Origin of the sequence: Methylobacter sp. BBA5.1, assembly GCF_000746145.1 — a bacterium.
GTDB classification, from domain to species: domain Bacteria; phylum Pseudomonadota; class Gammaproteobacteria; order Methylococcales; family Methylomonadaceae; genus Methylobacter; species Methylobacter marinus.
On the sequence record NZ_JQKS01000008.1, the window covers coordinates 124,178 to 147,966 of the forward strand.

The 23,789-nt window shown below is 58.9% G+C and carries 17 protein-coding genes; 6 read left to right on the forward strand and 11 right to left on the reverse strand.

Annotated elements, in window-relative coordinates; genetic code table 11:
* Nucleotides 1-5: 5 nt before the first annotated feature.
* From EK22_RS07375 to EK22_RS07390, 4 genes are all read right to left on the reverse strand, one after another.
* The gene (locus EK22_RS07375) at nucleotides 6-365 is read right to left on the reverse strand and encodes a hypothetical protein (RefSeq protein WP_036249433.1); all 360 of its coding nucleotides are present in this window, start codon (nucleotides 363-365) and stop codon (nucleotides 6-8) included.
* Nucleotides 366-680: 315 nt separating this feature from the next.
* The gene (locus EK22_RS07380) at nucleotides 681-3,065 is read right to left on the reverse strand and encodes a phosphoketolase family protein (protein WP_036249435.1); all 2,385 of its coding nucleotides are present in this window, start codon (nucleotides 3,063-3,065) and stop codon (nucleotides 681-683) included.
* Nucleotides 3,058-4,227: an acetate/propionate family kinase gene (locus tag EK22_RS07385; protein WP_036249437.1), complete on the reverse strand. Its 1,170-nt coding sequence runs from the start codon at nucleotides 4,225-4,227 to the stop codon at nucleotides 3,058-3,060. Before EK22_RS07385 ends, EK22_RS07380 begins: the two co-directional genes overlap by 8 nt.
* 122 nt (nucleotides 4,228-4,349) lie before the next feature.
* Entirely contained in the window at nucleotides 4,350-5,372 is a 1,023-nt protein-coding gene (locus EK22_RS07390) for a class I fructose-bisphosphate aldolase (RefSeq protein WP_036249439.1), read from the reverse strand.
* A gap of 299 nt (nucleotides 5,373-5,671) precedes the next feature.
* Between EK22_RS07390 and EK22_RS07395 the strand changes: the two genes are divergently transcribed.
* A complete protein-coding gene (locus EK22_RS07395) occupies nucleotides 5,672-6,049 on the forward strand; it encodes a hypothetical protein (protein WP_235209243.1) in 378 nt (125 codons plus the stop codon).
* A gap of 643 nt (nucleotides 6,050-6,692) precedes the next feature.
* Here the strand turns inward: EK22_RS07395 and EK22_RS07400 are convergent.
* From EK22_RS07400 to EK22_RS07420, 4 genes are all read right to left on the reverse strand, one after another.
* Nucleotides 6,693-8,171: a hypothetical protein gene (locus EK22_RS07400; protein ID WP_051961749.1), complete on the reverse strand. Its 1,479-nt coding sequence runs from the start codon at nucleotides 8,169-8,171 to the stop codon at nucleotides 6,693-6,695.
* Nucleotides 8,172-8,180: 9 nt separating this feature from the next.
* Nucleotides 8,181-9,860 (reverse strand): hypothetical protein, encoded by a 1,680-nt coding sequence (locus EK22_RS07405; protein ID WP_036249445.1) that lies wholly within the window; start codon nucleotides 9,858-9,860, stop codon nucleotides 8,181-8,183.
* Nucleotides 9,861-10,307: 447 nt separating this feature from the next.
* On the reverse strand, nucleotides 10,308-10,874 hold the full coding sequence (locus EK22_RS23060; RefSeq protein WP_051961751.1) for an ankyrin repeat domain-containing protein: 567 nt from the start codon (nucleotides 10,872-10,874) through the stop codon (nucleotides 10,308-10,310).
* 424 nt (nucleotides 10,875-11,298) lie between these two features.
* Nucleotides 11,299-11,760 carry a hypothetical protein gene (locus EK22_RS07420; RefSeq protein ID WP_152565025.1) on the reverse strand — a complete coding sequence of 154 codons (462 nt, stop codon included), beginning with the start codon at nucleotides 11,758-11,760 and terminating at the stop codon, nucleotides 11,299-11,301.
* A 566-nt stretch (nucleotides 11,761-12,326) separates the two neighbouring features.
* Here EK22_RS07420 and EK22_RS07425 point away from each other — a divergent pair.
* Nucleotides 12,327-12,746: an archease gene (locus tag EK22_RS07425; protein WP_036249451.1), complete on the forward strand. Its 420-nt coding sequence runs from the start codon at nucleotides 12,327-12,329 to the stop codon at nucleotides 12,744-12,746.
* Between the two features lie 335 nt (nucleotides 12,747-13,081).
* Here the strand turns inward: EK22_RS07425 and EK22_RS07430 are convergent, their stop codons facing one another.
* The 3 genes from EK22_RS07430 to EK22_RS07440 all read right to left on the reverse strand — a co-directional run bounded on the left by EK22_RS07430 (nucleotide 13,082) and on the right by EK22_RS07440 (nucleotide 16,641).
* A complete protein-coding gene (locus EK22_RS07430) occupies nucleotides 13,082-14,989 on the reverse strand; it encodes an MBL fold metallo-hydrolase (RefSeq protein ID WP_036249454.1) in 1,908 nt (635 codons plus the stop codon).
* 57 nt (nucleotides 14,990-15,046) lie between these two features.
* The gene (locus EK22_RS07435) at nucleotides 15,047-15,778 is read right to left on the reverse strand and encodes a hypothetical protein (RefSeq protein WP_036249456.1); all 732 of its coding nucleotides are present in this window, start codon (nucleotides 15,776-15,778) and stop codon (nucleotides 15,047-15,049) included.
* A gap of 122 nt (nucleotides 15,779-15,900) precedes the next feature.
* On the reverse strand, nucleotides 15,901-16,641 hold the full coding sequence (locus EK22_RS07440; RefSeq protein WP_036249458.1) for an NAD-dependent epimerase/dehydratase family protein: 741 nt from the start codon (nucleotides 16,639-16,641) through the stop codon (nucleotides 15,901-15,903).
* A gap of 726 nt (nucleotides 16,642-17,367) precedes the next feature.
* Here EK22_RS07440 and EK22_RS07445 point away from each other — a divergent pair.
* Genes EK22_RS07445 through EK22_RS07460 form a run of 4 tightly spaced genes read left to right on the forward strand, consistent with a single transcriptional unit; the run spans nucleotide 17,368 to nucleotide 23,739 of the window.
* Complete coding sequence (locus EK22_RS07445) at nucleotides 17,368-18,789, forward strand: efflux transporter outer membrane subunit (RefSeq protein ID WP_020160484.1); 1,422 nt, start codon at nucleotides 17,368-17,370, stop codon at nucleotides 18,787-18,789.
* Nucleotides 18,786-19,856, forward strand: coding sequence for an HlyD family secretion protein (locus EK22_RS07450; RefSeq protein WP_020160483.1), 1,071 nt, complete (start codon nucleotides 18,786-18,788; stop codon nucleotides 19,854-19,856). Before EK22_RS07445 ends, EK22_RS07450 begins: the two co-directional genes overlap by 4 nt.
* Nucleotides 19,853-22,612: a ribosome-associated ATPase/putative transporter RbbA gene (gene rbbA / locus EK22_RS07455; protein ID WP_036249460.1), complete on the forward strand. Its 2,760-nt coding sequence runs from the start codon at nucleotides 19,853-19,855 to the stop codon at nucleotides 22,610-22,612. The genes EK22_RS07450 and rbbA overlap by 4 nt, the downstream gene beginning before the upstream one ends.
* A gap of 2 nt (nucleotides 22,613-22,614) precedes the next feature.
* Nucleotides 22,615-23,739, forward strand: coding sequence for an ABC transporter permease (locus tag EK22_RS07460; protein ID WP_036249463.1), 1,125 nt, complete (start codon nucleotides 22,615-22,617; stop codon nucleotides 23,737-23,739).
* Nucleotides 23,740-23,789: the final 50 nt, after the last annotated feature.

Below are 23,789 nucleotides of genomic sequence, written 5' to 3' on the forward strand. Positions count from 1 at the left end.
ACAACTCAGACCTGTTTATCACGGCCCAGGGACATGAGCGCGATAACCAGGAAGATAATGACCAGTACCGGCCACAGATAAGGCGCCATGATGAAAACACCCGCCACGACAAACAGCAACATGCCCAGAAACAGCATCATGCCGGTGCCCACAAGCACCAGCAGCACGAGCAGGACGGTAAAAAACAGCATGAGTAGCAGGGTCGGAATCGCGGCCAGACGGGCCAGGGGATCGGCCACCGGCTCGCCGTTGATCGTCAGGCTGAACTGGCCCAGACCCGGATGCAGAATATAGCTTAAAACGGCGATCAACGCGCCGATGGCCAACAGCTTGATAATCAGATGAGTGTTTTTTTTCCGGTTCATAAGTTGGTGTTTAGTAGGTCGGGTTAGCGCAGCGTAACCCGACATTTGCAACTCCGGTGCGTCGGGTTACGCTACGCTAACCCGACCTACACATTATCGGTACCCATATTCATCCGGCCGGCCAGGCCCAATCACGTATCTCCGGCATATCCTCGCCATGCTCGATGATGTATTCCTTATGTTCGATCAGCACGCCGATGGTCAACAGCTTGATGATCAGTAGGTCGGGTTAGCGTAGCGTAACCCGACATTTGCAACTCCGGTGCGTCGGGTTACGCTACGCTAACCCGACCTACACATTATCGATACCCATATTCATCCGGCAGGCCAGGCCCAATCACGTATCTCCGGCATGTCCTCGCCATGCTCGATGATGTATTCCTTATGTTCGATCAGCTTGTCGCGCATGATCTGCTTGACGTGAGCGCCGACATAGCGCAGTTTCGGCACCCGGTCGATGACGTCGATGACCAGATGGAAGCGGTCCAGGTCATTGAGCACGACCATATCGAACGGCGTCGTGGTCGTGCCCTCTTCCTTGTAGCCGCGCACATGCAGGTTTTCATGGTTGGTCCGGCGATACGTCAGGCGATGGATCAGCCAGGGATAGCCATGATAGGCGAAGATGATCGGCTTATTATCGGTAAACAACGAATCGAAATCCTTGTCCGACAGGCCGTGCGGATGTTCCGTGGTCGGCTGCAGTCGCATCAGGTTGACGACATTGACGACGCGGATTTTCAGTTCAGGGAAAAACTCGCGCAGCAGCGTGACGGCGGCCAGCGTTTCCAGCGTCGGGATATCGCCGGCGCAGGCCATCACGACATCGGCCTCGTCGTTGCGGTCGTTGCTGGCCCATTCCCAGATGCCGATGCCGGCCGTGCAATGCTTGATGGCCGCGCTCATATCCAGATACTGCAGTTGCGGCTGCTTGCCGGCCACGATGACGTTGACCCGGTTGCGGCTGCGCAGGCAATGATCGGTCACCCACAGCAGGGTATTGGCGTCGGGCGGCAGGTAGACGCGGATCACCTCGGCCTTTTTGTTGACGACATGGTCGATAAAACCGGGGTCCTGATGGCTGAAGCCGTTGTGGTCCTGGCGCCAGACATGCGAGGTCAGCAGATAGTTCAGCGAGGCGATGGAGCGGCGCCATGGAATGTCCTTGGTGACCTTGAGCCATTTGGCGTGCTGGTTGAACATCGAATCGATGATATGGATGAACGCCTCGTAGCAGGAAAACAGGCCATGACGCCCGGTCAGCAGATAGCCTTCCAGCCAGCCCTGGCACTGATGCTCGCTGAGCACTTCCATAATCCTGCCGTCCTTCGACAGATGTTCGTCAGTATCGTAAATCTCGCCAGTGAACGCTTTGTCGGTCGCCTCGTACACCGCGCCGAGCCGGTTTGACGCGGTCTCATCGGGGCCCATGATGCGGAAATTACGCTGGTCCTTGTTGTCCTCCAGGATGTCCCTGAGAAACCGGCCCATCACGCGCACCGATTCGGCCGATTCGGTGCCAGGATTCTTCACCTCCACGGCATAGTCGCGAAAATCCGGCATTCTCAAATCCCGCAGCAACAGGCCGCCGTTGGCATGCGGATTGGCGCCCATGCGCCGCTCGCCTGCCGGGGCCAGATCCGCCAGTTCCTGAATCAGGGCGCCGTTTTCATCGAACAGCTCTTCCGGCTTATAGCTGAGCATCCACTGTTCCAGCATTTTCAAGTGCTCGGGGTTATCGCCGAGCTTGGAAAGCGGGACCTGGTGCGAACGCCACGTATTCTCGACCGGCAGGCCGTCGACCACTTCCGGACCGGTCCAGCCTTTCGGGGTTCTCAGAATCAGCATCGGCCAGCGCGGGCGCTCGGAGTAGCCGTTGGTGCGCGCGTCTCGCTGGATGGCGGCGATTTCCTCAAGCATGACATCGAGCGTGGCCGCCATCATCTGATGCATGATTTCCGGCTCGTCGCCCTCGACGAAATGGGGCTTGTAGCCGTAGCCGGTGAACAGGGCGCATAGTTCGTCATTATCGATGCGCGCCAGAAAGCTGGGATTGGCGATTTTGTAACCGTTCAGATGCAGAATCGGCAATACCGCGCCATCGCGCTCGGGATTCAAAAACTTGTTGGAGTGCCAACTGGTCGCCAGCGGCCCGGTTTCCGCCTCGCCGTCGCCGATTACGCAGCATACCAGCAGGTCGGGATTATCAAACGCCGCCCCGTAGGCGTGGGACAACGCATAGCCGAGTTCACCGCCCTCATGGATGGAGCCCGGCGTTTCCGGTGCGACATGGCTCGGAATGCCGCCCGGAAACGAGAACTGCTTGAACAGGTTCTGCATGCCTTCGGCGTCTTTGGAGACGTTGGGATAGAACTCGCTGTAGGTCCCTTCCAGATAGGTGTTGGCGACTAGGCCCGGACCGCCGTGGCCGGGGCCCGCGATATAAATGACGTTGAGGTCGCGCGCCTTGATCACGCGATTGAAGTGCACATAAATGAAATTCAGGCCGGGCGTGGTGCCCCAGTGCCCCAACAACCTTGGCTTCACATGTTTCAGCTGCAATGGCTCCTTGAGCAGCGGATTGTCGAGCAGATAAATCTGTCCTACCGATAGATAGTTTGACGCGCGCCAATAAGCATTGATGCGCTCGAGTTCTTGCTCGGAAAGAGGCAATGCCGATGGTTCCTGATGGCTAGTCATTATGATCTCCAATGGTTAATGTATAGGTGTGGTAAGCGATGATCTGTTCTTCGTTAGTTGGAATCACCCAGACCGAAACACGGCTTTTCGCGCTGCTGATTTGCGCCGCGTTGTCGCGATTGGCTTCCGGATCGATATCGATGCCGAGCCAGGCGGCGGCGCTGCAGATTTTTTCGCGGATCACGGCCGCCCGTTCGCCGATGCCGGCGGTGAAAACCAGCGTATCCAGCCCCCCCAGCGCGGCGGCCAGGGAACCCAGTTCGCGGCGGATATGGTAGACGAAGACCTCGATGGCCTTGCGGGCATCGGCCTGGTCGCTGCCGAGCAGGGTTTTCATGTCGCCGCTGATGCCGGACAGGCCGGCCAGGCCGGACTGATAATGCAGCAGGTCCGAAACGGCATCGACCGTCATGTGTTTTTCCCGCAGCAGGTACAGCACCACCGCCGGATCGATGGAGCCGCAGCGCGTGCCCATCGGCAGGCCGTCCAGCGGCGTGAAGGTCATGGTCGTGGCGATGCTTTGCCGCTGCCTGACCGCGCACAGACTGGCGCCCTGCCCCAAATGCGCGATCACCACGCGCCCGTCGGCCTCGGCATCCAAATACGTCGGCAGGGCATCGATGATGTATTCGTAAGACAAGCCATGAAAACCGTAACGGCGCACGCCTTCCCGGTACAGCGATTTCGGCAGCGCGAAGGTGTGGGCGACTTCGGGAATGGTATGGTGGAAGGCCGTGTCGAAACAGGCCACCTGCCTCATCTCGGGATACAGCCTCCGCAAGCCGCGGACGGCGCTCAGGTTATGCGGCTGATGCAGCGGCGCCAGCGGAACCAGCGCTTCGAGATCGGCCAGCACGGCCTCATCGATCAACACCGGGCGGATATAATCGCTGCCGCCATGCACGATGCGATGCCCGACCGCCAGCACCTGCAAATCGTTGTCATGCTCGTCCAGCCAGTCCAGCAGCACACGCAAGGCCTCCTGATGATCCTGTATCGGCAGCGCGCGGCTGGTACCCTGGACCTTGAATTGCGCCTCGCTGCCGATGCCGGAAATCTGCCCTCGATATAGCGCCTCGGGATGCCGGCTGCCGTCGGCGGCAAAAATCGCGAACTTGATGCTCGATGAGCCGGCATTGATGACTATTATGGCTTCCTGCATAAAGTGCTCATTTTATTGTTGAGTTTGAGGACAAGCGCTGTCTGCTGTGTGAGCGGCTTCGCCTAGAGCGCCTACTTTTGGTAGCCGCCCAGGGCGAATAAATTCGCCCCTACAGTTAGCCGCTAATTCTTTTCCATTTCGGGCGTGTAGCTGCCGGTACGAGCCGCGCCGTTCAGCTTCGCGCGCCTGTAAAGCGCCTGTTGCGCCGCCTGTATATTTTCATCCTTGCCCTGCCAGGTCTTCAATACTGGTTCCTGCAAGGCCCGTGCGTAGGAAAAGCTCAACTGCCAGGGCGCATTGCCGGCCAGCGTATTGATTGCGTTCAGATTGGCTGTCGCTTGTTCGGGCGTCTGGCCGCCGGACAGAAAATTAATCCCGGGCACGGCCGCCGGCACGGTCCGGCGCAGCTGCTTCAGCGTTTGCTCGGCGATTTCCTCGGGACCGGCCTTGTTCGGCGCGTCCTTGCCCGGCAGCACCATGCTCGGTTTCAGCACGATGTATTCCAGCGCCACGCGATGCCGGTACAGGGCGTGGAAAACCGCGTGCTGAACGGCTTCGGTGACTTCAAAGCAGCGTTCGATGGTGTGGTCGCCGTCCAGCAGCACTTCCGGCTCCACGATGGGCACGATGCCCAGCGACTGGCAGATGGCCGCGTAACGGGCCAGCACCTCGGCATTGGCCTTGATGCCCAGCGCCGTCGGATTGTGGCCGGCGACGTTGTAAACCTCGCGCCACTTGGCGAAGCGCGCGCCCTGCTCCTTGTAGCCTGTCAGCCGGTCGGCCAGGCCGTCCAGGCCTTGCGTGATCAGATCGCCCGGCGCATTGGCCAACGCAATCGTGCCTTTGTCGACCTTGATGCCGGGCACGATGCCCTGCTCGGCCGCCGCCTGCGGCAGCGGCTTTCCATCGGCGGTTTTCTGGCCCAACGTTTCTTCAAACAGGATCACGCCGCTGATGAATTCACCCAGTCCCTGCGTGGTCAGCAACAGCGCGCGGTAGGCTCGGCGGTTCTCCTCGGTCGATTCCACATTGACCGCCTTGAAGCGCTTGGCGATGGTCGGCAAGCTCTCATCGGCGGCCAGTATGCCTTTTCCTTCGGCCACCATATCGGCAATAGTGGCTTGTAATTCGCTTTGAATACTCATGTGCAATCTCCGGTAGCTTATGCGGCAGTCATAGAGTCTAACAGAATACTTTTGATATACGACCCGAGGGAGCGGGCAATTGCTCAAAAAATGTCTTGCGGCATTGCCGGGCGAAAAGCCGACGTTAACCAGCCTGCGGGCGCCTAAGCGGCACGACGCGCGGGAAAGCGGTTCAGGGTCGTTCACGAAGCATTCACGGATGCGCCACAGGCCGCGTCACGCCTGGCTTTTCTGGCGGAATTCACGAACTAACGCCCAGACAAATGATCTTAATTATCTCCACTGTGAGGAGAGTAGAAATGAAAACACTAAAACTAAAAGCAGTACATGGGCTCTTGTTTACGGCCGCCGGTTTCATGGCGTGCCTTATGCCGATGAAGGCCGGCGCGAATGTCGATTCCCACACCCAAAGCGGTCCGCGGCTGATCTATCAATCCCGTTCAATCAATCACAATATCTACAGCTACCTGAGCAGGCTGGCCGGGGAACTTTCTATCAAACCGAAACTGATCTATGTCAGCCGCGCTTATGGTCCGGCCATACACAGTTACCGGCATTCGGGCACTGAACAGACGGCCGAGTGGAATGTCGAGTATGTGAACAAGGCATACAATCCGGCCATATTCAGCTACGAATCGTCGATTCATCCCGGATATGGAACGCCCGTAAAGGACTGACTTTCCAGTGAGTAAAACACCCTCGGCAAGACTCGCCTGAGCTTGCCGAAGGCATCATCGAGAATGGCTTAATCCCGGCAGTGCCTGCCATCTGAACATCTAATGTTACGCGGTCAGTTGAAGTTAAATTGATTTAATAAAGTGTCGCTAGCGCGACGGTTTAATTTAATCGGGTTTATCGCACCCGAAGGCGAGTTACTTTCTTTTGCGCGGCCTCGGCAATTGCTCCTGCATTGCTCTACCTCCTGCATCCATGCAGTCGAAAAGAAAGTAACCAAAGACAAATCTGTCTGGAACAGATTTGGATGCGAAGCACGCGCAGCGCGAGTGCCTGGATGGCACGAGTCAGCAGGCCGCCCGGTTGCCGCTCGCTTCCTGTGCTCCTCGCTCTTGTGCCCCTTGTGGGTATTCGCCGAGGGTTGCCAAAAGGGACTCCTGTCCCTTTGGCAACGCGCGGCTTCCCTGCCGCGCCCCTTCGGGCTCTTCTCGGCGAAAGCTCCGGTGCTCGGCGCGGCAAACGGGATGAAACCGTCCGTGCGTAACATCAGTGAACATTTCACAGAAGCGCGCAGCGTGATACGGCGTTCACGCCGGAGGCTTGACCGAAATGTCCGGAGGATACGCGCCATCCTCCGGACTGCCGTCACGGATGGCTTGCCGAACCGATTTCAAAACTGAAGTCGGCGTCCCAGGGCGGATTGGGATTTCCTGCCGTCGGCGCGATGGTGGCAAAGCGGTGGCAATCCGTGCAGGTCAGGTTCTGCGCATAGGTCTCGAGCGTCACATTGGCGACTTTCACCGTGGGCAACATGCTGGCGAGCTGATGGGGCACTTTCTCGGGTTTTGCGGGGTCCTGGATCGGCGAGGTCGACCAGATTACGTTGACCAATTGATAATTGCGCCAGACCGATTGCGGGAAGGCCCCGGCAATGGCTTTTTGAGCGATGGCATTGGCATTCCGGGCATCGCTATCGATCGGCACGACCCGCGTCACCTGGACAGGCACGGGACCGGGGCAGCCCTGGCCCAGATAATAGGGCGGCGGCTGATTGGGTTGGCAACTTACCGTTACCGGCGAGGTTTTGCCGCTGGGCAAACAGCTCGGCGACACCGACAGTTGCCGCGTCTGGCAGTTAGCGTTATAGAAATTATACGCCCCGCTCGAGTTTGAGGACCCCGGCACATTATCGACATGCTCGAAAGTGGACCAGATCCAGGTCGGCTGACTCTGTGTCTTGTGAAGGATATGAAAACCGACCAGCGCCACCGTGGTCGAGCGGCAGGTATTGCTGGCCGTATCGACGACCACGGCGGGAGTCAGCTTATAGCGTTGCCATTTGCTATTGGACGGATCAGTCACCTCCATCCAGGCCGCCTTGAGCTCGATAGCCCCGGTCGGCCCGCCCGACTGCAAGGACCCTTTCGGCAGAACAATAGGCTGCCCGTTGCCGTCGTTCACCCAGGCGGCCTGCCGGTCAGCGTTATAGAACTGGTTGCTGTACACATAATTGTATTCGTCCTGATTGATGCGCACTTCGTACCAGACATTGGTGCCGTTTTGCGCGCCCAGCCAGCTGGGAGCCTGGGTCGGAAAGGCTTCGTCGATGCTGTCCGGAAAATCGAACTCGGTGGCGAACTTGCTGGTGAACTTCGACGTGGCACGGAACAGGCGCATCGAGCCGGCCTGCTCCGCCGTGATCCCCGCCTGTGTTTGGCAATCCGGGGGAATCACAGGCTGCGTGCCCCAGGCCGGGGGCTTGGCGCCGCCCGGCTGAAAGAGCAGTTCCCTGGGCATATAGGTTTCCCATTGCACCGGGTTCAGGTCGCCGGGATCGCCGAACCCGGCCCCCTGCACAGTCGGCCAGTTCAGGGTAATCAATTGCCACCAGGCGAAACAGTCGGCATCCAACTGATTGCTCAGGATCGGCGCGTCGCCCGGCACGGACGAAACAAACGGCACCTTCAGCAGGCCGCAGTTAAAAGTCGCCAGCGCCGGGGAACGGGCGCCTGGCTGCTCCGGCAAGGCAGTGGCCTCCAGGCACACCGTCAAACCGGCAATCAGACCGGCAGCAGCCGCCCTCCCCGCGTTACGGCATAACACTCTCTTTCCGCTAAACATCATAGCTTGCCCTCATTGTGTCTGAATCGCGCCGGCCGCCACGACATTGATAAGCGCCGGCATGGCCGCGCCCTGGGGCTGGCCGTAATTGGTGAGATGCAGACCGCGCAGTCCGGGCGTGGCATTGCTTGCCACACTGACCTCGAGCAGCATGGCAGTTGCCTCTGACGGATAGGAGTTGCCCGGCACCGCGTAGTTGATCGAGGAAGTACTGCCGATGGCCGTCGCTGTCACGCCGTCGCCCGTAATACTGACGGCCGGCAGTCGGTTACCTGGCTGTACCGTGGCGCCGGTCAACACCATCGGCACTTTTAAGGCGCCTTGCCTGACCAACGGCGCAATCAGGGTGCTGTTGCTGATGAGCGTCATGGCCTGGTTAACGGGATTGGCGACCGGGCGATACGCCATGGCCTTGAAGATATCGGCATGGAACAGTTGCAGCGGTTGCGCCAGCGTATCGCTGCCGGAAGTCGGGCCCACGCAGTCCAGCGCCGGCGGCGCGGCTTTATCGATGGCGGTCGCCACTATCTGCATCAGAAACGTGCGGGCGATCTGGCCGCCCCACTGGATTGGCTGATTGTTGATCGTGATGTCCGACACAGTGTAGCCTTTGTCCGGCGGCACCGCATAGGTCGCGTGCAGGATGAAATTGCCGGGCAACTGGCCGTTCTCCCCATTCAGGGTTTTCGTCCCGCGCATAATGGTCCAGAAAGCGGCCGGGTCGGTACCGTCCGGCGTTCGATAACTGCTGAAGTCCGGCATCTGAATATAAAGCCCCGGCGGATTGGTCAGCGTCACGGCGTTACCGAACGACACCAATTTGTTCGTCGTCTGCCCGATGTGGGGATCGCTGTTTCTGTGGGGCTGGCCGTACTGGGCGCAGCAAATCAGAGCGTTAGGGTCATTGTTGCCGATTTTGCGCTGGAGCGTCGCGGCGGAGGCCAGGCCGATCTCCGTTTGCAAAGTGTTGGGGGTGCTGGTCAGGTGCATCGCGCCGCCGGCCGCATCGCTCGAATCGGTGCCCGAATTCCATTTGTTGAGCGGATTGTAGCCCGGCCGGCCGGTCGAGGGATCGATGACCACTTTGTTGTCCTTGTCATAGAGATAAAGGTCCTCAATCCGGATTTGCGGCTTACCGAGAGTGCTTTGATACAGCTCTAGCACTCTGTTCGGATCGATCATCCATAAGGAATTCCAGTATTCCGGATTCTCGCAGACGAAATCGACGCGAATGATCTTGCCCTGGGCGTTGCGGGTAACGCTCCACTCGCAGTATTCATCCTGCCAGCCGCGCGGTCCGTAAGGCCCATAGGGCAAATTTTCGCTCTGCCCGGTGCAGGGATCTTTGGTAATCGGCGGAAAGCTCTGTTTATTGGTCTGGTAGCCGGTATCGGCGAGGGCCAGCTGCTCCTGATCCGAAAGTTGCGGGAAATAGAAACCGATGCGGCCGGGAAAGGCGCTCCAGGTGATATTCGCCACCGTTGCGCCCTGCGGGATGGCCGTATCCAGCGGGTTGAAGTAATTGCTGATGCCCGTTGCATTGGTCGAGTTCCACGGGTTGCCGGTGATGCCCTGTTGCGTGAATCCGTTCAGGTTGATATTCCACTGCGCTTCGAGGGCCGCCTGCATGCCCGAGTGATTGGGAAAATCTATTTGTTTTGCCGGCGTCCAGAACTGAAAGGGTGTGTTCATGGTGATCTCTCTCTTTAGTGAAGCTTGGCCTTTGCAGGCCCCGCTTGTTATCGATGAGATATCCTTTCCTGATTTGCGAAGTGTTCAGGTTCTGAGCGTAAGTCATTTGCCTGATTACACTGGATGTGTCGGCGAACGATGTGCCTCGTTTGCGTTTGATGCGCTGGCTGCGTCGCCGATAGCGCCTGCGTTTGGGCGGCACATCCCATGCAAGATTTCAATTCCGGGACGCAAATTAGCCCAACCCTTAATTGAAACTTAAATTCATCTTTCACAACCAGTTTAAGTATCTATCACAGCCAACTCTTTAATATCAATAGAACGATACTCAAAAACGATATGCCAGCGGCGGACAAGCAGGCCGTGAGCTTGACGCCCGCATTGGTTCAGGCGCATCGGCTATTTTGATTTTGCCCGAACCGGCACGATTACTTGCAGGTCCCGGAATCAGTTTTCGCGCATCAGGGCGATCAGTGCGTCTTCAACGACCTGGTTTTTATGGGTCCTTGCCAGGTCCAAGGCGGTTTTGCCCTGGGCGTTTTTGCTATTGATATCGGCGCCCAACGATACTAATTCCTCGACGATGCCCGGATTGGTATTGTATTGCGCCGTGACCATCAGGGCGGTTTCTTTATTGTTCACTCTTTTGTTGATGTCGGCGCCTAACGCGACCAGTTCTTTTATTATTTCCGGGTATTTGCTGTAACCGGCCGCCCCGGTAAGAGGCGTGCCTGAAAACAGCGGATCGGCCTCGTTCACATCCGCGCCACGCTCGACTAACGCCCTGATAACGGCTGTATCCGGGTTGCTCATTGCCGCCCACATCAATACGCTGCCATTTTTATTGCCTTCTTTCAAAGCCTCTGCAGGTATTTCGTCCACGGATGCCAGCGTCGCGGTCTCCCAATACTGGCGCGTGCTGTATTCCCTATAAGGGTTAAGCAGTTTTAAGGCGGCAAACAATGCGACCGCGACGGCAAGGGCAACGATATATTTTGGACTGACTGACTGCATGTTTTTTTTCCTTTTCCTTTTTTAACAAAATAAATATATGCGAGCATGGGCTTTTGGTTTCGGAACGGCTCTTTGCCGGCATTCACAGAGCCGGTAACGCCTCCGCTGAGGCGCCGATACTGGAAGCTCCGCGGACGCGATACCGGTGTTCGGGAGCGGAACCGGAATAACCCCCTTCGATAACGCCAAAGCGGGATGCCGCTGGGTGCCTGACGAATGATTTAAAGTTCCGGGGATTAAGTATAGTCACCGCTGGAAAATTGTGGTCCGGGGTTAAAGGCGGCTGACGCTGGGGCCGGACAGCACCGGTTTGACTGCCGTTGAAGGCTTTGTCGGGCACGGCCAGGGAAGCCGATGGCAACTTGAATTTGTCCTTGATCTTGTCCCCGGCCAGCAACCGCGCTTTAAACCCCGGCTGCCGTCGCTAGAAATCGATAACGCCGGTGGCGGTCAACTCAAAGGGTCCGGACGGGTCCTGAATCACGACGAAATCGGCGCTGCCGCTGGCTGTCTTGAACCGGCCCGTCCCGCCGACAAAAAGGAAGACGCCGGTGGCGATACCCGTGCTGGTATCCAGTTCCGCGTCTTCAAATTCGACATAGAGTTCATCACCGTTGGCGGCCATGAAAGTCTGTTGCGAACTGGCCAGTATGAGATGAGGTTCAGGACCCGGACTGAACATCATCGTCCCGGCCCCGGCCCAGTTGCCAAGATGGGTTCCCGTGCCCGTGACGGTAATGTCGCCGCCCGTCGGAGGATTCCCCCCCGTAAAGGTCACGTTGCCCTCCCCGTGCAAACTGAAAGGGCGTTCGGCAGCCGCTGCCGGGAAGGAACCCAGCAGGAAGAGGGTCAGCGTCAAGACGTACATATTGCGAGAATGTTTCATCGGTAATCTCCTGTAATTGCCATGAATCAAAAACGACAGTCAGAACCCGGGCTATTCAGTCCGACCGCAACGTTTACTTAAGGAATGTACGGAACCAACATCCCAAGTGTAAGAATGATTGTTATGTAGGTGCGAATTCATGCGCACGCACAACTTCATGCAAGTCACTGACAACAAATAAGACTTAAGCGCTGCATTTCAGAAACCGGCTGATTGTCGACGCCGTGCCTACCGGTTTTCACAACGCCGGTTCCGACCTACGCAATCACAAGCCGCCTGCCGGTCTGCCGCGCCAGCGGCGATTCGAACAGTACCATGGCTTCAAAGTCATGGTCATTGACCGGCACGGGTTCAGTGGCATAAAGCTTTACGGGAAATAAAAAGGTTGCAGGGTTTAAAGCATCCGCATGCTCTAATGCACCGAACTGTAGTGCTTGTTATGTATATACGATTAAATAACCGTCAGGGTAATCAGCATCACTACTTAGGTAAGCTCCTGTATATACTGATGTTTATTTTCATCGTAATATTTGCGATTATCCCGGAAAACTGAAGAAAGCGAAGCCATGGCGCCTCATTGGGAACATTTTGCACACGAAGCCGATATGGGCATACGCGGAATCGCGCCGACGCTCGAACAGGCATTTGAACAGGCCGCCCTGGCTATGACGGCCGTGATCACTGACCCCGTCGGGGTAATGCCTTCCGAAGCGGTCCCCATACACTGCACAGGGACAGACAACGACTTCCTGTTTATGGACTGGATCAATGAACTGGTCTACGCCATGGCTGTTCGCGGCCTGTTGTTCAACCGGTTTCAGGTGTCCATCAATGACGGGGAATTGGCGGCCACGGCCTTCGGCGAAGCCGTGGACCGGCAAAGACACCAGCCCGCCGTGGAAATCAAGGGCGCCACGCTGACCGAGCTGCATGTTTATCAACAACCGGACGGCCAATGGATTGCCCAATGCGTCGTCGACGTTTAGATACTCATGGATACTTCTCAGCCGATAAAAGTCGATGAAATCCGCTCGGAAATTCCGGCTAAGGCTTTGGTCGTAAATCGCTTCCCGTTTAAACATAGGATGTACCGGCGCCAGGCCTGTCCTGAGCGCAGTCGAAGGAAGACGCATCGTTCGCGAGCGATGCGCTTCACCGCAGCGCCTGGAGCGTCTGCTTCTGGTCGGCACATCCCATGCAGGCACATATCTGTTTCGACACTACCGCCCAAGGCGCCGCGATCCGCAATGCGCTTGAATTGCGGAAATTGCTTCAGGACAGAATGCCTGGCGCATGAAAAAACGCGTCGCCGAAAGCGTTCTTACCGGCCTTCGTCAGGCTGAAACCGCCGCAATTGCGGCGTTTCACGGCGAATGGATTCGGAATAGATAATGAATTTGAAGGGATTGAACTCCTGGTATTTTTCCATCAGTTTCAGGAAGACGTTTTCCTCAAGCGCCTGCAATTTCGTGTCGGACGGATACCGGGCCAATGCCCAGGCCGTCGTGCGCGCCGCAAGTTCGTGGTCGCCGCTCTCCAGCATCTTTTCAATGGCGTCAGCCAGATCCTGTTCCGACAGATCCAGATAATCCGTCAATAACGATCCGAATTCCTTCTGGCTCAGCGCATCCATGCCTTGCTGATCAGGCTGCCAGTAACCGATATTCTGATCGTAGAGCCGGTTGATCACGTTTTCGCGCATGATCAGAAAAGGCAGTTGCACCTCGGGATTCTGATAGACGGAGGGCGGCACCAGGTTCCGGTGATGAATCGCCGCGCGGTCCGACCATTTCCAGATATCCCGCATGGTTTCCCGGTGCAGCCATTGCAGGCTGGTTTTGAGCCTGGCGAGCAAGGTTGGGGAGTTAAAAATGCGGGTCAACGGTTCATGTCCGTGCAGCAAATGCCTGGGATTGAGAGATACTACGGTATCGACCGCATCGAAAAGCCCGGGCAGGTTGCCTTCCTCAAAAAACGGCGCGCCGATGTACGGCATGATGAAATCGCCCACGAAAAGCACGTCATGCTCGGGCACGTGAATAAACATACCGTCGACCGTCTCTCCGCCCGGAACGGGAATGAGTTCAAAACGCGTCCCGCCCACGATCGCTTCGGTGCGCCGGTCCACCACGACGTCGGGCCGGAAATCGGTGATGAATTCCGCCTTGAACTCGGTGCCGAAAAAGTAAGCATACGGAAATGCCTGGCTGCCTTTGCTGATGATGTCCAGCTCTTTGCGGAAATTGTCCCGGGCATAGAATCTGACCGGCGTCCCCAACTGCCGGAAATAGCGGTGTCCGCCGACATGATCCCAGTGAGCGTGGGTCACAAAGACCGTTGTCAGCGGCGGGAGACCGGTAACGCGGCTGCGCAGGAATTCATAAGCCGCCTGCGCCGAATCGGGCCGGGTTCCGGCATCGATGGCGATCAGCTCCCTGCCGTCCTTCGAGACGATGAAGTTATACTCGGTGAATTCGAAACCCGAGAGGTTATAGACCTTTCCCGGCACAACCTCCCTCAATCGCCTGGGATAGAAAGTATGGCCTTTGGCGGCATTGACCGCATAGGGCGTGGTCAGCGTGATGGCTTTATCGAAACCGTCATAACCGCTGGCCTGCAGATACTCCCGGGCGCGTTCGTGATCATCGGTTTTCTCGTACAGAACGGCCAACTGGTAGAAAATCTCCCTCAGCCAGCCGGAATGGGGCGCTTTGTCGATGTTGTCCGCACACCATTGCAGATCGGCAAAAGCCGCACCGGTCTTGTCGAACCGGTCCGGGAGCTGGGCATAGACGACGCCCGTCATCCAGCGCACCAAAAAGCTGTCGTTATGGGTCAGCGTGCGCGCGGTTTCCAGCTTGTCGATGGTATCGTTCACCCAGGCCACCCGGCTCAACAGCGGCTCCCGATCGGCGCGGGAGGCGCGCAGAACGCCCAGGGCACTCAGGTACAAAGCCTTTTTCTCAGGGGTTAGCCGCGCGCTTTGCTGTTGCAGCAGGTCTTCAAAAAATCCGATGCCGGCCTGAAACTGATTGGCATTCATGAATTGCTGCATCAGGAAGGCGGTGAGCTGGGGATCCGTGACAGTCCCGGCCTGGTGCAGCGCTTTCAGATATTCCAGTTCGGGATGATAGGTTTGAGACGGCGCGGTGGCGGTAGTCGCACATCCGCTTGCAAGCAGGCTGACCAGTATAAGAAAAAAACCTCTCCAATTCGTTCTTTCCCGCATGTTTTCCTCCAATATTATCAGGGTGGCTGACTGTCAGGGCTTGCCTGACTTGCACAGTCACGGACTGCCTCTGATCTGCGCCAGCATGTCTTCCAGTCGTTTGCCGGAAACGGGTTTCTTCGGCACGCCCCGCACCGTGTAGTGAATGCGCCCTTCTTCGATTCCCTGGAAATCCAGCCCCATGTCCTGCAAAAACTCGAGGATTCGCATCACTTCCGGGTCGCCCGCAATTGCCTCGGGGTGCGCCTGAATCGCGGCCAGATATTCGACCGCCACGACCATCGCCTGGAGGTCACAGCGGCCCGTCTGCCTTGCAAGCAACGACAAGATTTTGAAGAAAGCGTCATGGTGTTCGTGCTTGTGCCGGCTTTCGCGTTCAGACCGGGCTCCGCGCAACCGGGACCGTACGGATTCGACATGGATCTCCCTCGCCTGCGGCGACTCGAACAGCATCATGGCTTCATGAGCCAGACGGGCGCCTTCGGCGTCGCCGCGCTCGATCTCGGCGAGCACCAGGGCGGCCAATACCTTGGTCGGCTGAAGGTGGCCGACCGTATCGGAAAATCCTGGATCAAAATCCCCGTACAGGTCCACAATCAGATCGGCACAGTGCGGATTGACCGCCCACAGGGCGCGGGCCAGGCCGGAGGCCGGTTCGGAACCGCGGATAGCCGACCAATGCTTCTCGCACAACGCGATCAGGTTCCGTTGCAGAGCCTCAAGCTTCTGCGCCGGCATTCGCCCCAGATTTCTTCGTGCTTCACTTTCGATGAAGGAGAGTTTCGTCATAAAGCCTGCCTTATTACGATAGCGCGTATCCGCGTCATGGCCGGATCTTGCAAAATCATGGACTGTCTCTCGTTTGCAACAGTTCCGGCCCACCCTATCTGGACCGAAATTTTTTCCGTTTATCAACGGGTTGAAGCGTCATCTTCAGGCTGATAGCCGATCTCCGCCATGGCATCGGCAATATCCAGGAAGCGGTTTCTGTTGTTCGAAACCCCGTAATAAATCGCAAACCGGACTTCAGTTAAAAGACTCTTCCTCACCAGTTGCAAAAGATCCCTATGGCTGAGCCACAGGCTCTGGGTGCGGGCGTCCCCGGCCGGATCATCATCCCTCAGCACCGAACCAATGCGCAGGCACACTGACTCAAGGCCGTGCAAGTCGTAATACAGCCTGGCGATCGCTTCCCCGGCGGCCTTGCCGATCCCATAGTAGCCATCCGGACGCATGGGATGCCGCGTCGTGATCAAGACCGGGCTCTGCCGGGTATGCAAGCTCGGAGGGAAACCTTCGTAAGCGCCGGTGACGTGATTTGAACTGGCGAATACGACCCGCTTGACCCCATGGGCCCTTGCCGCCTCATAGACATTCTTTGTCCCGGCAATATTATTCATCAACACTGACTGCCAGTCGGCATCAGCACGCGGATCGCCAGCCAGATGAACCACGTAAGCAAGATCGGGGATTTTTTTGAATACGGCAGTGACCTGTTCGGCGTTTGAAATATCAGCCCGGAATGCGTTTCCGTTTTTTTCCTTCAAACAGATATCGACGCCGTAAAGCTCGAATGAGTCCGCCAGACCGCGCCACAGGATCTGGCCGATCAGGCCGCTGTGGCCCGTGATTAATAATTTGGGGTCTGCCATTTAATGTTATCTCCTGAAGAGATTCCGGCGCATTGCATCTGCCCGATGACTTTTTTAAATAGCTAAAGGCACGGCTGTTATATGCGCTGTAGGTGCGAATTCACTAGTGCCCTATGGGTATTCGCACTGCCTGTATAGCGAGGGTGTCCCGGGTCGAATGAATTCGACCCTACAGATAACATCAGCCCCTCGGGTCGAATACCCTAAAGGACACCAGTGAATTTGCCTCCTACACCTGCGTAACATCAGTTACTTAGGATTCGGTAACCAATAACTGTCTTATTTTAAACGGAGTCTGTGGGAGCGATGCCCTCATCGCGACTTGCGGTATCTTTAGTCGCGATGAGGGCATCGCTCCCACGGGGGTCATAAAAACGACATCGGGATGTTATTTTTAGCCGAATCCTTAACACTTGAAACCGATATCATAACGGCAAGCAAGAAAGAACGGTTAACCGCTGTATATTGTTCATGTTTTGCATTGAATTGCTATTCGTGCCATTACTGTCTAACTTATCAGGCAAGCCGCCACGAGTACGACTTCAGATGCGCCTGGCTACCGGAAAGCCGATAGCCTTATAATTTTCTTAACCCATTGCCGGGGTTTAGTCTAAACTTTGACGCCACATTCAACATGAAGGAAGTTGTTTTGAACGATGCCTGACGCAATCCCCCACAAAAAACAACAGACTATTCCTGTTCCCTTGCTCATCAAGGCTCACAGCCATGATGCCTAGGTTCGGCTGGTTATGCTTGCTGGCTGGCCTGTGCGGCTGCACTGTAGGCCCCGATTACCGCGAGGCTGTGCCCGCCGCGCCTAACGACTGGCTGGCAGACAAGGCGCAAGGTTTAAAACCCATCGATCCGGAAACGCTGAAAAACTGGTGGAAAAGCTTCGGCGATGCCCGGCTCGACCGCCTCATGGAGCGGGCTTTGTCGGACAATCTGGATCTCAAGATAGCCATGACCCGCATCGAGCAGGCCCGGGCTCAGCGCCGCGCCGCGCGCGCGGAACTGTTTCCCAGAGTGGATGCGAAAGTAGGTGGCCAGCGCAATGACAATCCGTTGCCCGGACTGGCGCCCGGCATCCGCTACAACCTGTTTGAACTGGGGTTCGACGCCCTGTGGGAAGCCGACCTGTTCGGCCGCCTGCAACGCCGGCTGGAAGCGTCTTCCGCCGATCTGGACGCCGCCAGGGCGGATTATGGCCAGGCGCTGGTGATACTGACGTCCGAACTGGCGCGCAGCTATGTCGAATACCGCAGTCTGCAAAACCAATTGCGCATCACCCGCGCCAACCTGGACGCGCAGCAAAACACCCAGCGCCTGACCGAAATGCAATACCGGGAGGGCGCCGGCACGCGGCATGACTCAGTGCGGGCGCGCGCCCAGACCGAGAACACGAGAGCCCAGATTCCGGCCCTGAAATCAGGCATCATTGCCGAGCTCAGGCAGCTGGAAGTGCTGATAGGCCGGCAGCCCGGCACGCTGGCGGCCGACCTGGGCGAACCGGACGGGGTTCCGATAGCGCCCGGCCAGGAACTCCTGGCATCGCCGGCGGAGACGATCCGCCACCGCCCCGACCTTCGCATCGCCGAACGCCAGCTCGCCGCCGCGACCGCCCTGCAGGGCGCCGCGATCGCGGAACTGTTTCCGAAAATCTCGCTGTCGGCGTTTCTGGGCCTGCGCAATACGGACATCGAAGGCTTGTTCAAATCGGCGGCCTTTTCCTACAGCACCGCTGCCAACCTGTTGCAGCCACTGCTCAATTTCGGCCGCATCCAGGCCGGCATCGATCTGGCCAAGGCGCAGCAGCGGGAAGCCTACCTGGCCTATGAAAAGGCGGTGCTCGAAGCCCTTCGCGAAACGGAAACCGCCCTGACCCGCTACCTCAATGAAGAAATCCGCCGGCAGACGCTGACCCGTTCCGTGGCGGACCAGCGCGAATCCGTCAGATTGTCCCAACTCCGCTATCACGAAGGCGTCATATCGTTTCTGGACGTACTCGATTCCCAGCGCGCCCTGTTTGTCGCCGAAATCGAACTGGCCCGCTCCGAAGCGCAGGCGTCCACCAATTTGATTGCCGTATATAAGGCATTGGGCGGCGGCGCGGATGCCGCAGCGCCAGTATCCCTGAGGAACCCATGAACAAACCGAAAAAATCAACGCTCACTTTCATCCTGGTCGGCATCGCCGTCGCCGCCGCGGTACTGGCGTGGTGGCTCCTGCGGCCGCCCAGCCTGCCCAAGGGCATCGTCGCCAGCAATGGCCGCATCGAAGCCACCGAGATCGACATCGCCACCAAAACGCCGGGGCGCATCGTCGACATCATGGCGCGCGAAGGCGATTTCGTGCAGGCAGGCCAAGTGCTAGCGCGCATGGACACGCAAGTGCTGCTCGCCCAGAAGGCCGAAGCGCAGGCCCAGGTTCGCCAGGCCGAGAACGCCTATCTGGCGGCGCAATCCGTGGTCGCCCAGCGTGAAAGCGAACACCATGCCGCTCAGGCGGTCGTCGCCCAGCGCCGCGCCGAACTCGATGCCGCGCGCAAGCGCCTGAGACGCTCGGAGAATCTCGCCATCGAGGGTGCCGCGCCGATGCAGCAACTCGATGACGACCGCGCCCAGGTACTGGGTGTGCAGGCCGCCATCAGCGCCGCGCAGGCCCAGGTCGCGGCAGCGAAAGCGGGCATCGAGGCAGCGAAATCGAAGGTGGTGGAATCGCATTCGCTGATCGAGGCGGCCAAGGCGACGGTCGCGCGCCTGCAGGCCGATATCGACGACAGCGAACTGAAGTCGCCGCGCGACGGCCGCGTACAGTACCGCGTCGCCGAACCGGGCGAAGTGCTGAGCGCCGGCGGCCGCGTGCTGAACATGGTGGATCTGTCCGACGTCTACATGACCTTCTTCCTGCCCACCGAAGCCGCCGGCCGGGTCGCGCTGGGCAGCGAGATCCGCCTCGTGCTCGACGCCGCGCCCAATTTTGTGATCCCGGCCCGGGCCAGCTTCGTCTCCAGCGTCGCCCAGTTCACGCCGAAGACGGTGGAAACCGAGGTCGAGCGCCTGAAGCTGATGTTCCGCGTGCGCGCGGCGATCGCTCCCGAACTGCTGAAAAGACGCCTCGAGCAGGTCAAGACCGGCCTGCCCGGCATGGCCTATGTCAAGATCGATCCAGACGCCGAATGGCCTCCCGAACTGGCGATCAGCCTGCCGCAATGAATACCGACGCCCTTGCCTCGCCCGTCGTCCGCGTGCAGGGCGTCAGTCTGCGCTACGGCGACAACCTCGCACTCGACGACCTCAGCCTGGACATTCCCGCCAATTGCATGGTCGGCCTGATCGGTCCCGACGGCGTCGGCAAGTCCAGCCTGATGTCGCTGCTGACCGGCGCCCGGGCCATGCAGGAAGGCCGCATCGACGTGCTGGGCGGCGACATCGCCGACGCCGCGCACCGCCGCGCCGTCTGCCCGCGCATCGCCTATATGCCGCAGGGGCTGGGCAAGAACCTTTACTCTACGCTGTCGGTATTCGAGAACGTCGATTTTTTCGGCCGCCTGTTCGGGCATGAACAGGCCGAGCGCCATGCGCGCATCGATGAACTGCTGGCAAGCACGGGCCTGTCGCCGTTCCGCGACCGCCCTGTCGGCAAGCTCTCGGGCGGCATGAAGCAAAAGCTGGGACTTTGCTGCGCCCTGATCCACGACCCCGACCTGCTGGTGCTGGACGAGCCGACCACGGGCGTCGACCCGCTGTCGCGCGCCCAGTTCTGGGAACTGATCGAGCGCCTGCGCGCACGCCGCGCCGGCATGAGCGTGCTGGTTTCGACCGCCTACATGGACGAGGCGGAACGCTTCGACTGGCTGGTGGCGATGGATGCGGGCAAAGTCCTCGCCACCGGCACGGCGCCCGACCTGCGCGCACGCACCGGCTCCGGGACGCTGGAGGCGGCCTTCATCCGGCTGCTGCCGGAAGCTAAGCGCCGCAGCCACAAGGACATCGTCATTCCGCCGCGCGCGACCGGCGGCGCGCAGGAAATCGCCATCGAGGCGCATGACCTGACCATGCGCTTCGGCGATTTCGTCGCCGTCGACCATGTCAGCCTGCACATCGAGCGCGGCGAGATCTTCGGTTTTCTGGGCTCCAACGGCTGCGGCAAGACCACCACGATGAAAATGCTCACCGGCCTGCTGCAGCCGAGCGAGGGCGAGGCGCGGTTGTTCGGCCGCGTCGTCGACGCCGGCAATCTGGACACGCGCAAGCGCGTCGGTTACATGTCGCAGGCGTTCTCGCTGTATTCCGAGCTGACCGTGCGGCAAAACCTGGAGCTGCACGCGCGGCTGTTCCACCTGCCGGAAGCCGAAATTCCCGGCCGCGTCGCCGAAATGGCCGAACGTTTTCTGCTCGGCCAGGTCATGGATGCCTTGCCCGATGATCTTCCTTTAGGGCTGCGCCAGCGCCTGTCGCTGGCCGTGGCCGTGATCCATCGGCCGGACCTGCTGATTCTCGACGAACCGACCTCCGGCGTCGACCCGGTGGCGCGCGACGGCTTCTGGGAGCTGATGATCGATCTCGCGCGCCGCGACCGGGTCACGATCTTCATTTCCACGCACTTCATGAACGAGGCCGAACGCTGCGACCGCATATCGCTGATGCACGCGGGCAAGGTACTCGCCAGCGACATCCCCGCCGCGCTGGCCGAACGTAGCGGACATGACACGCTGGAAGCGGCCTTCATCGACTACCTGAAAGCAGCGAGCGGTCTCGATGACGAACCCGCGGCAGACCATCCGCCCCGGGCGGCCGGTACGCTTGCCCGAACCGCCGCGCCGGCGCCGGGCCCTATCGCCCGCTTCAGCCTCCTGCGCCTGTTCAGCTACACCTTTCGCGAAGCGCTGGAACTGCGCCGCGATCCCCTGCGCGGCTTGACTGCGCTGTTCGGCACATTGCTGCTGATGTTCATCATGGGCTACGGCATCAGCATGGACGTCGAGGACCTGAATTTTGCCGTACTCGACCGCGACCGGACTCTGCTCAGCCAGAATTACGCACTCGACCTCAGCGGTTCACGCTACTTTATCGAACGGCCGCCGATCGCCGATTACGACGAGCTCGACCGCCGCATGCGCAGCGGCGAGCTGAGCCTGGCACTGGAGATTCCGCCCAACTTCGCCCGCGACCTGCAGCGCGGCAATAATGTAAAAATAGGCGCCTGGATCGACGGCGCGATGCCCAGCCGCGCGGAGAACGTGCTCGGCTACGTGCAGGCCATGCATCAGGGCTGGCTGATGGAGCAGGCGCGCCGCCGTTATACGGGGCGTCTGCCGCCCGGATTGATGACCATCGAGACGCGCTTTCGCTACAATCCCGACGTTAAAAGTCTGCCCGCCATCATACCCGCCGTGATTCCGATGCTGCTGATGCTGATTCCGGCCATGCTCAGCGCCCTCAGCGTGGTACGTGAAAAAGAGCTCGGCTCCATCCTCAATCTGTACGTCACGCCGGTCACCAAGCTGGAATTCCTGCTCGGCAAACAACTGCCTTACATCGCCATGGGAATGGTCAACTTCTTTTTGCTGTGCGCGCTGGCCGTGACCGTTTTCGACGTACCGCACAAAGGTGACTTTCTGCTGCTGACCATTGCCGCGCTGCTCTACGTAACCGCCGCCACCGGCCTCGGCCTGTTGATTTCGGCCTTTACCCGCAGCCAGATCGCCGCGATTTTCGCTACCTCGATCGCCACGCTTATTCCATCCACGCAGTTATCCGGCATGCTCGATCCCGTCTCGTCCCTGGAAGGCGGCGCGCGCCTGGTCGGCGAGATTTTCCCGACCACGCATTTTCTGACCATCAGCCGGGGCACCTTTTCGAAGGCGCTGGGCTTTGCCGATCTCGCGCCGTCGCTGCTGCCGCTGGCCATCGCCATTCCGGTGATTCTGGCCGCAAGCGTCGCGCTGCTCAAGAAACAGGAACGCTAGCGATGCGCGCCCTGCTCAACATCGTTCATCTCGGCGTCAAGGAACTGCGCAGTCTCGGGCGCGACACCCTGATGCTGGCGCTGATCCTGTTCGCCTTCACCGGCCAGGTTTACCTGAGCGCCAAGCGCATGCCCGAATCGCTGCACAAGGCCCCCATCGCGGTCGTCGATGAAGACCACTCGCCGCTATCGTCGCGCATCATCAACGCCTTTTATCCGCCTTATTTTTTACCGCCGGATCTCATCGAGCCGACTATGACCGATCCGGTCATGGACCTGGGCCTTTATACTTTCGTGCTCAATATTCCGCCCGATTTCCAGCGCGACGTGCTGGCCGGACGCCAGCCGGCACTGCAGCTCAATGTCGACGCCACGCGCATGTCGCAGGCTTTCATCGGCAACAGCTACATCCATAACATCGTCAACGGCGAAGTGACGGCTTTCATGCAGGGCCACCGCACCGTTACCACCCTGCCCGCCGAACTCGAAGTGCGGGCGCGCTTCAATCCCAATCTAGACCCGATGTGGTTCGGCGCGATCATGGAGGTCATCAACAGCATCACCATGCTGTCCATCATACTGACCGGCGCGGCGCTGATCCGCGAGCGCGAGCACGGCACCATCGAGCATCTGCTGGTGATGCCGCTGACACCGTTCGAGATCATGATGGCCAAAGTATGGGCCATGGGACTGGTCGTGGTGGTCGTGGCGACGGGATCGATCATTTTCGTCGTGCAGGGCCTGCTCGAAGTGCCGATCGAAGGTTCGATCGGGCTGTTTGTCGCCGGCATGTCGCTGCACCTGTTCGCCACCACATCGATGGGTATTTTTATGGGCACGGTGGCGCGCTCGATGCCGCAGATGGGGCTGCTGATGATCATTGTGCTGCTACCGCTGCAGATGCTGTCCGGCAGCACGACCCCGCGCGAGAGCATGCCCGAACTGGTGCAGAATCTCATGCTGGCCGCGCCGACCACGCATTTCGTCTCGCTCGCCCAGGCCATTCTCTACCGCGGTGCCGGCTTCGGCATCGTCTGGCCGCAGTTTCTGGCCCTGTTCGCGATCGGCGGCGTCTTCTTCGTGCTGGCGCTGGGGCGCTTCCGCAAAACCATCGGTTCGATGACCTGAGTTTAGCGGTCACCCAATTTAATTATGACGGTTAAACTGTAGGTGCGAAT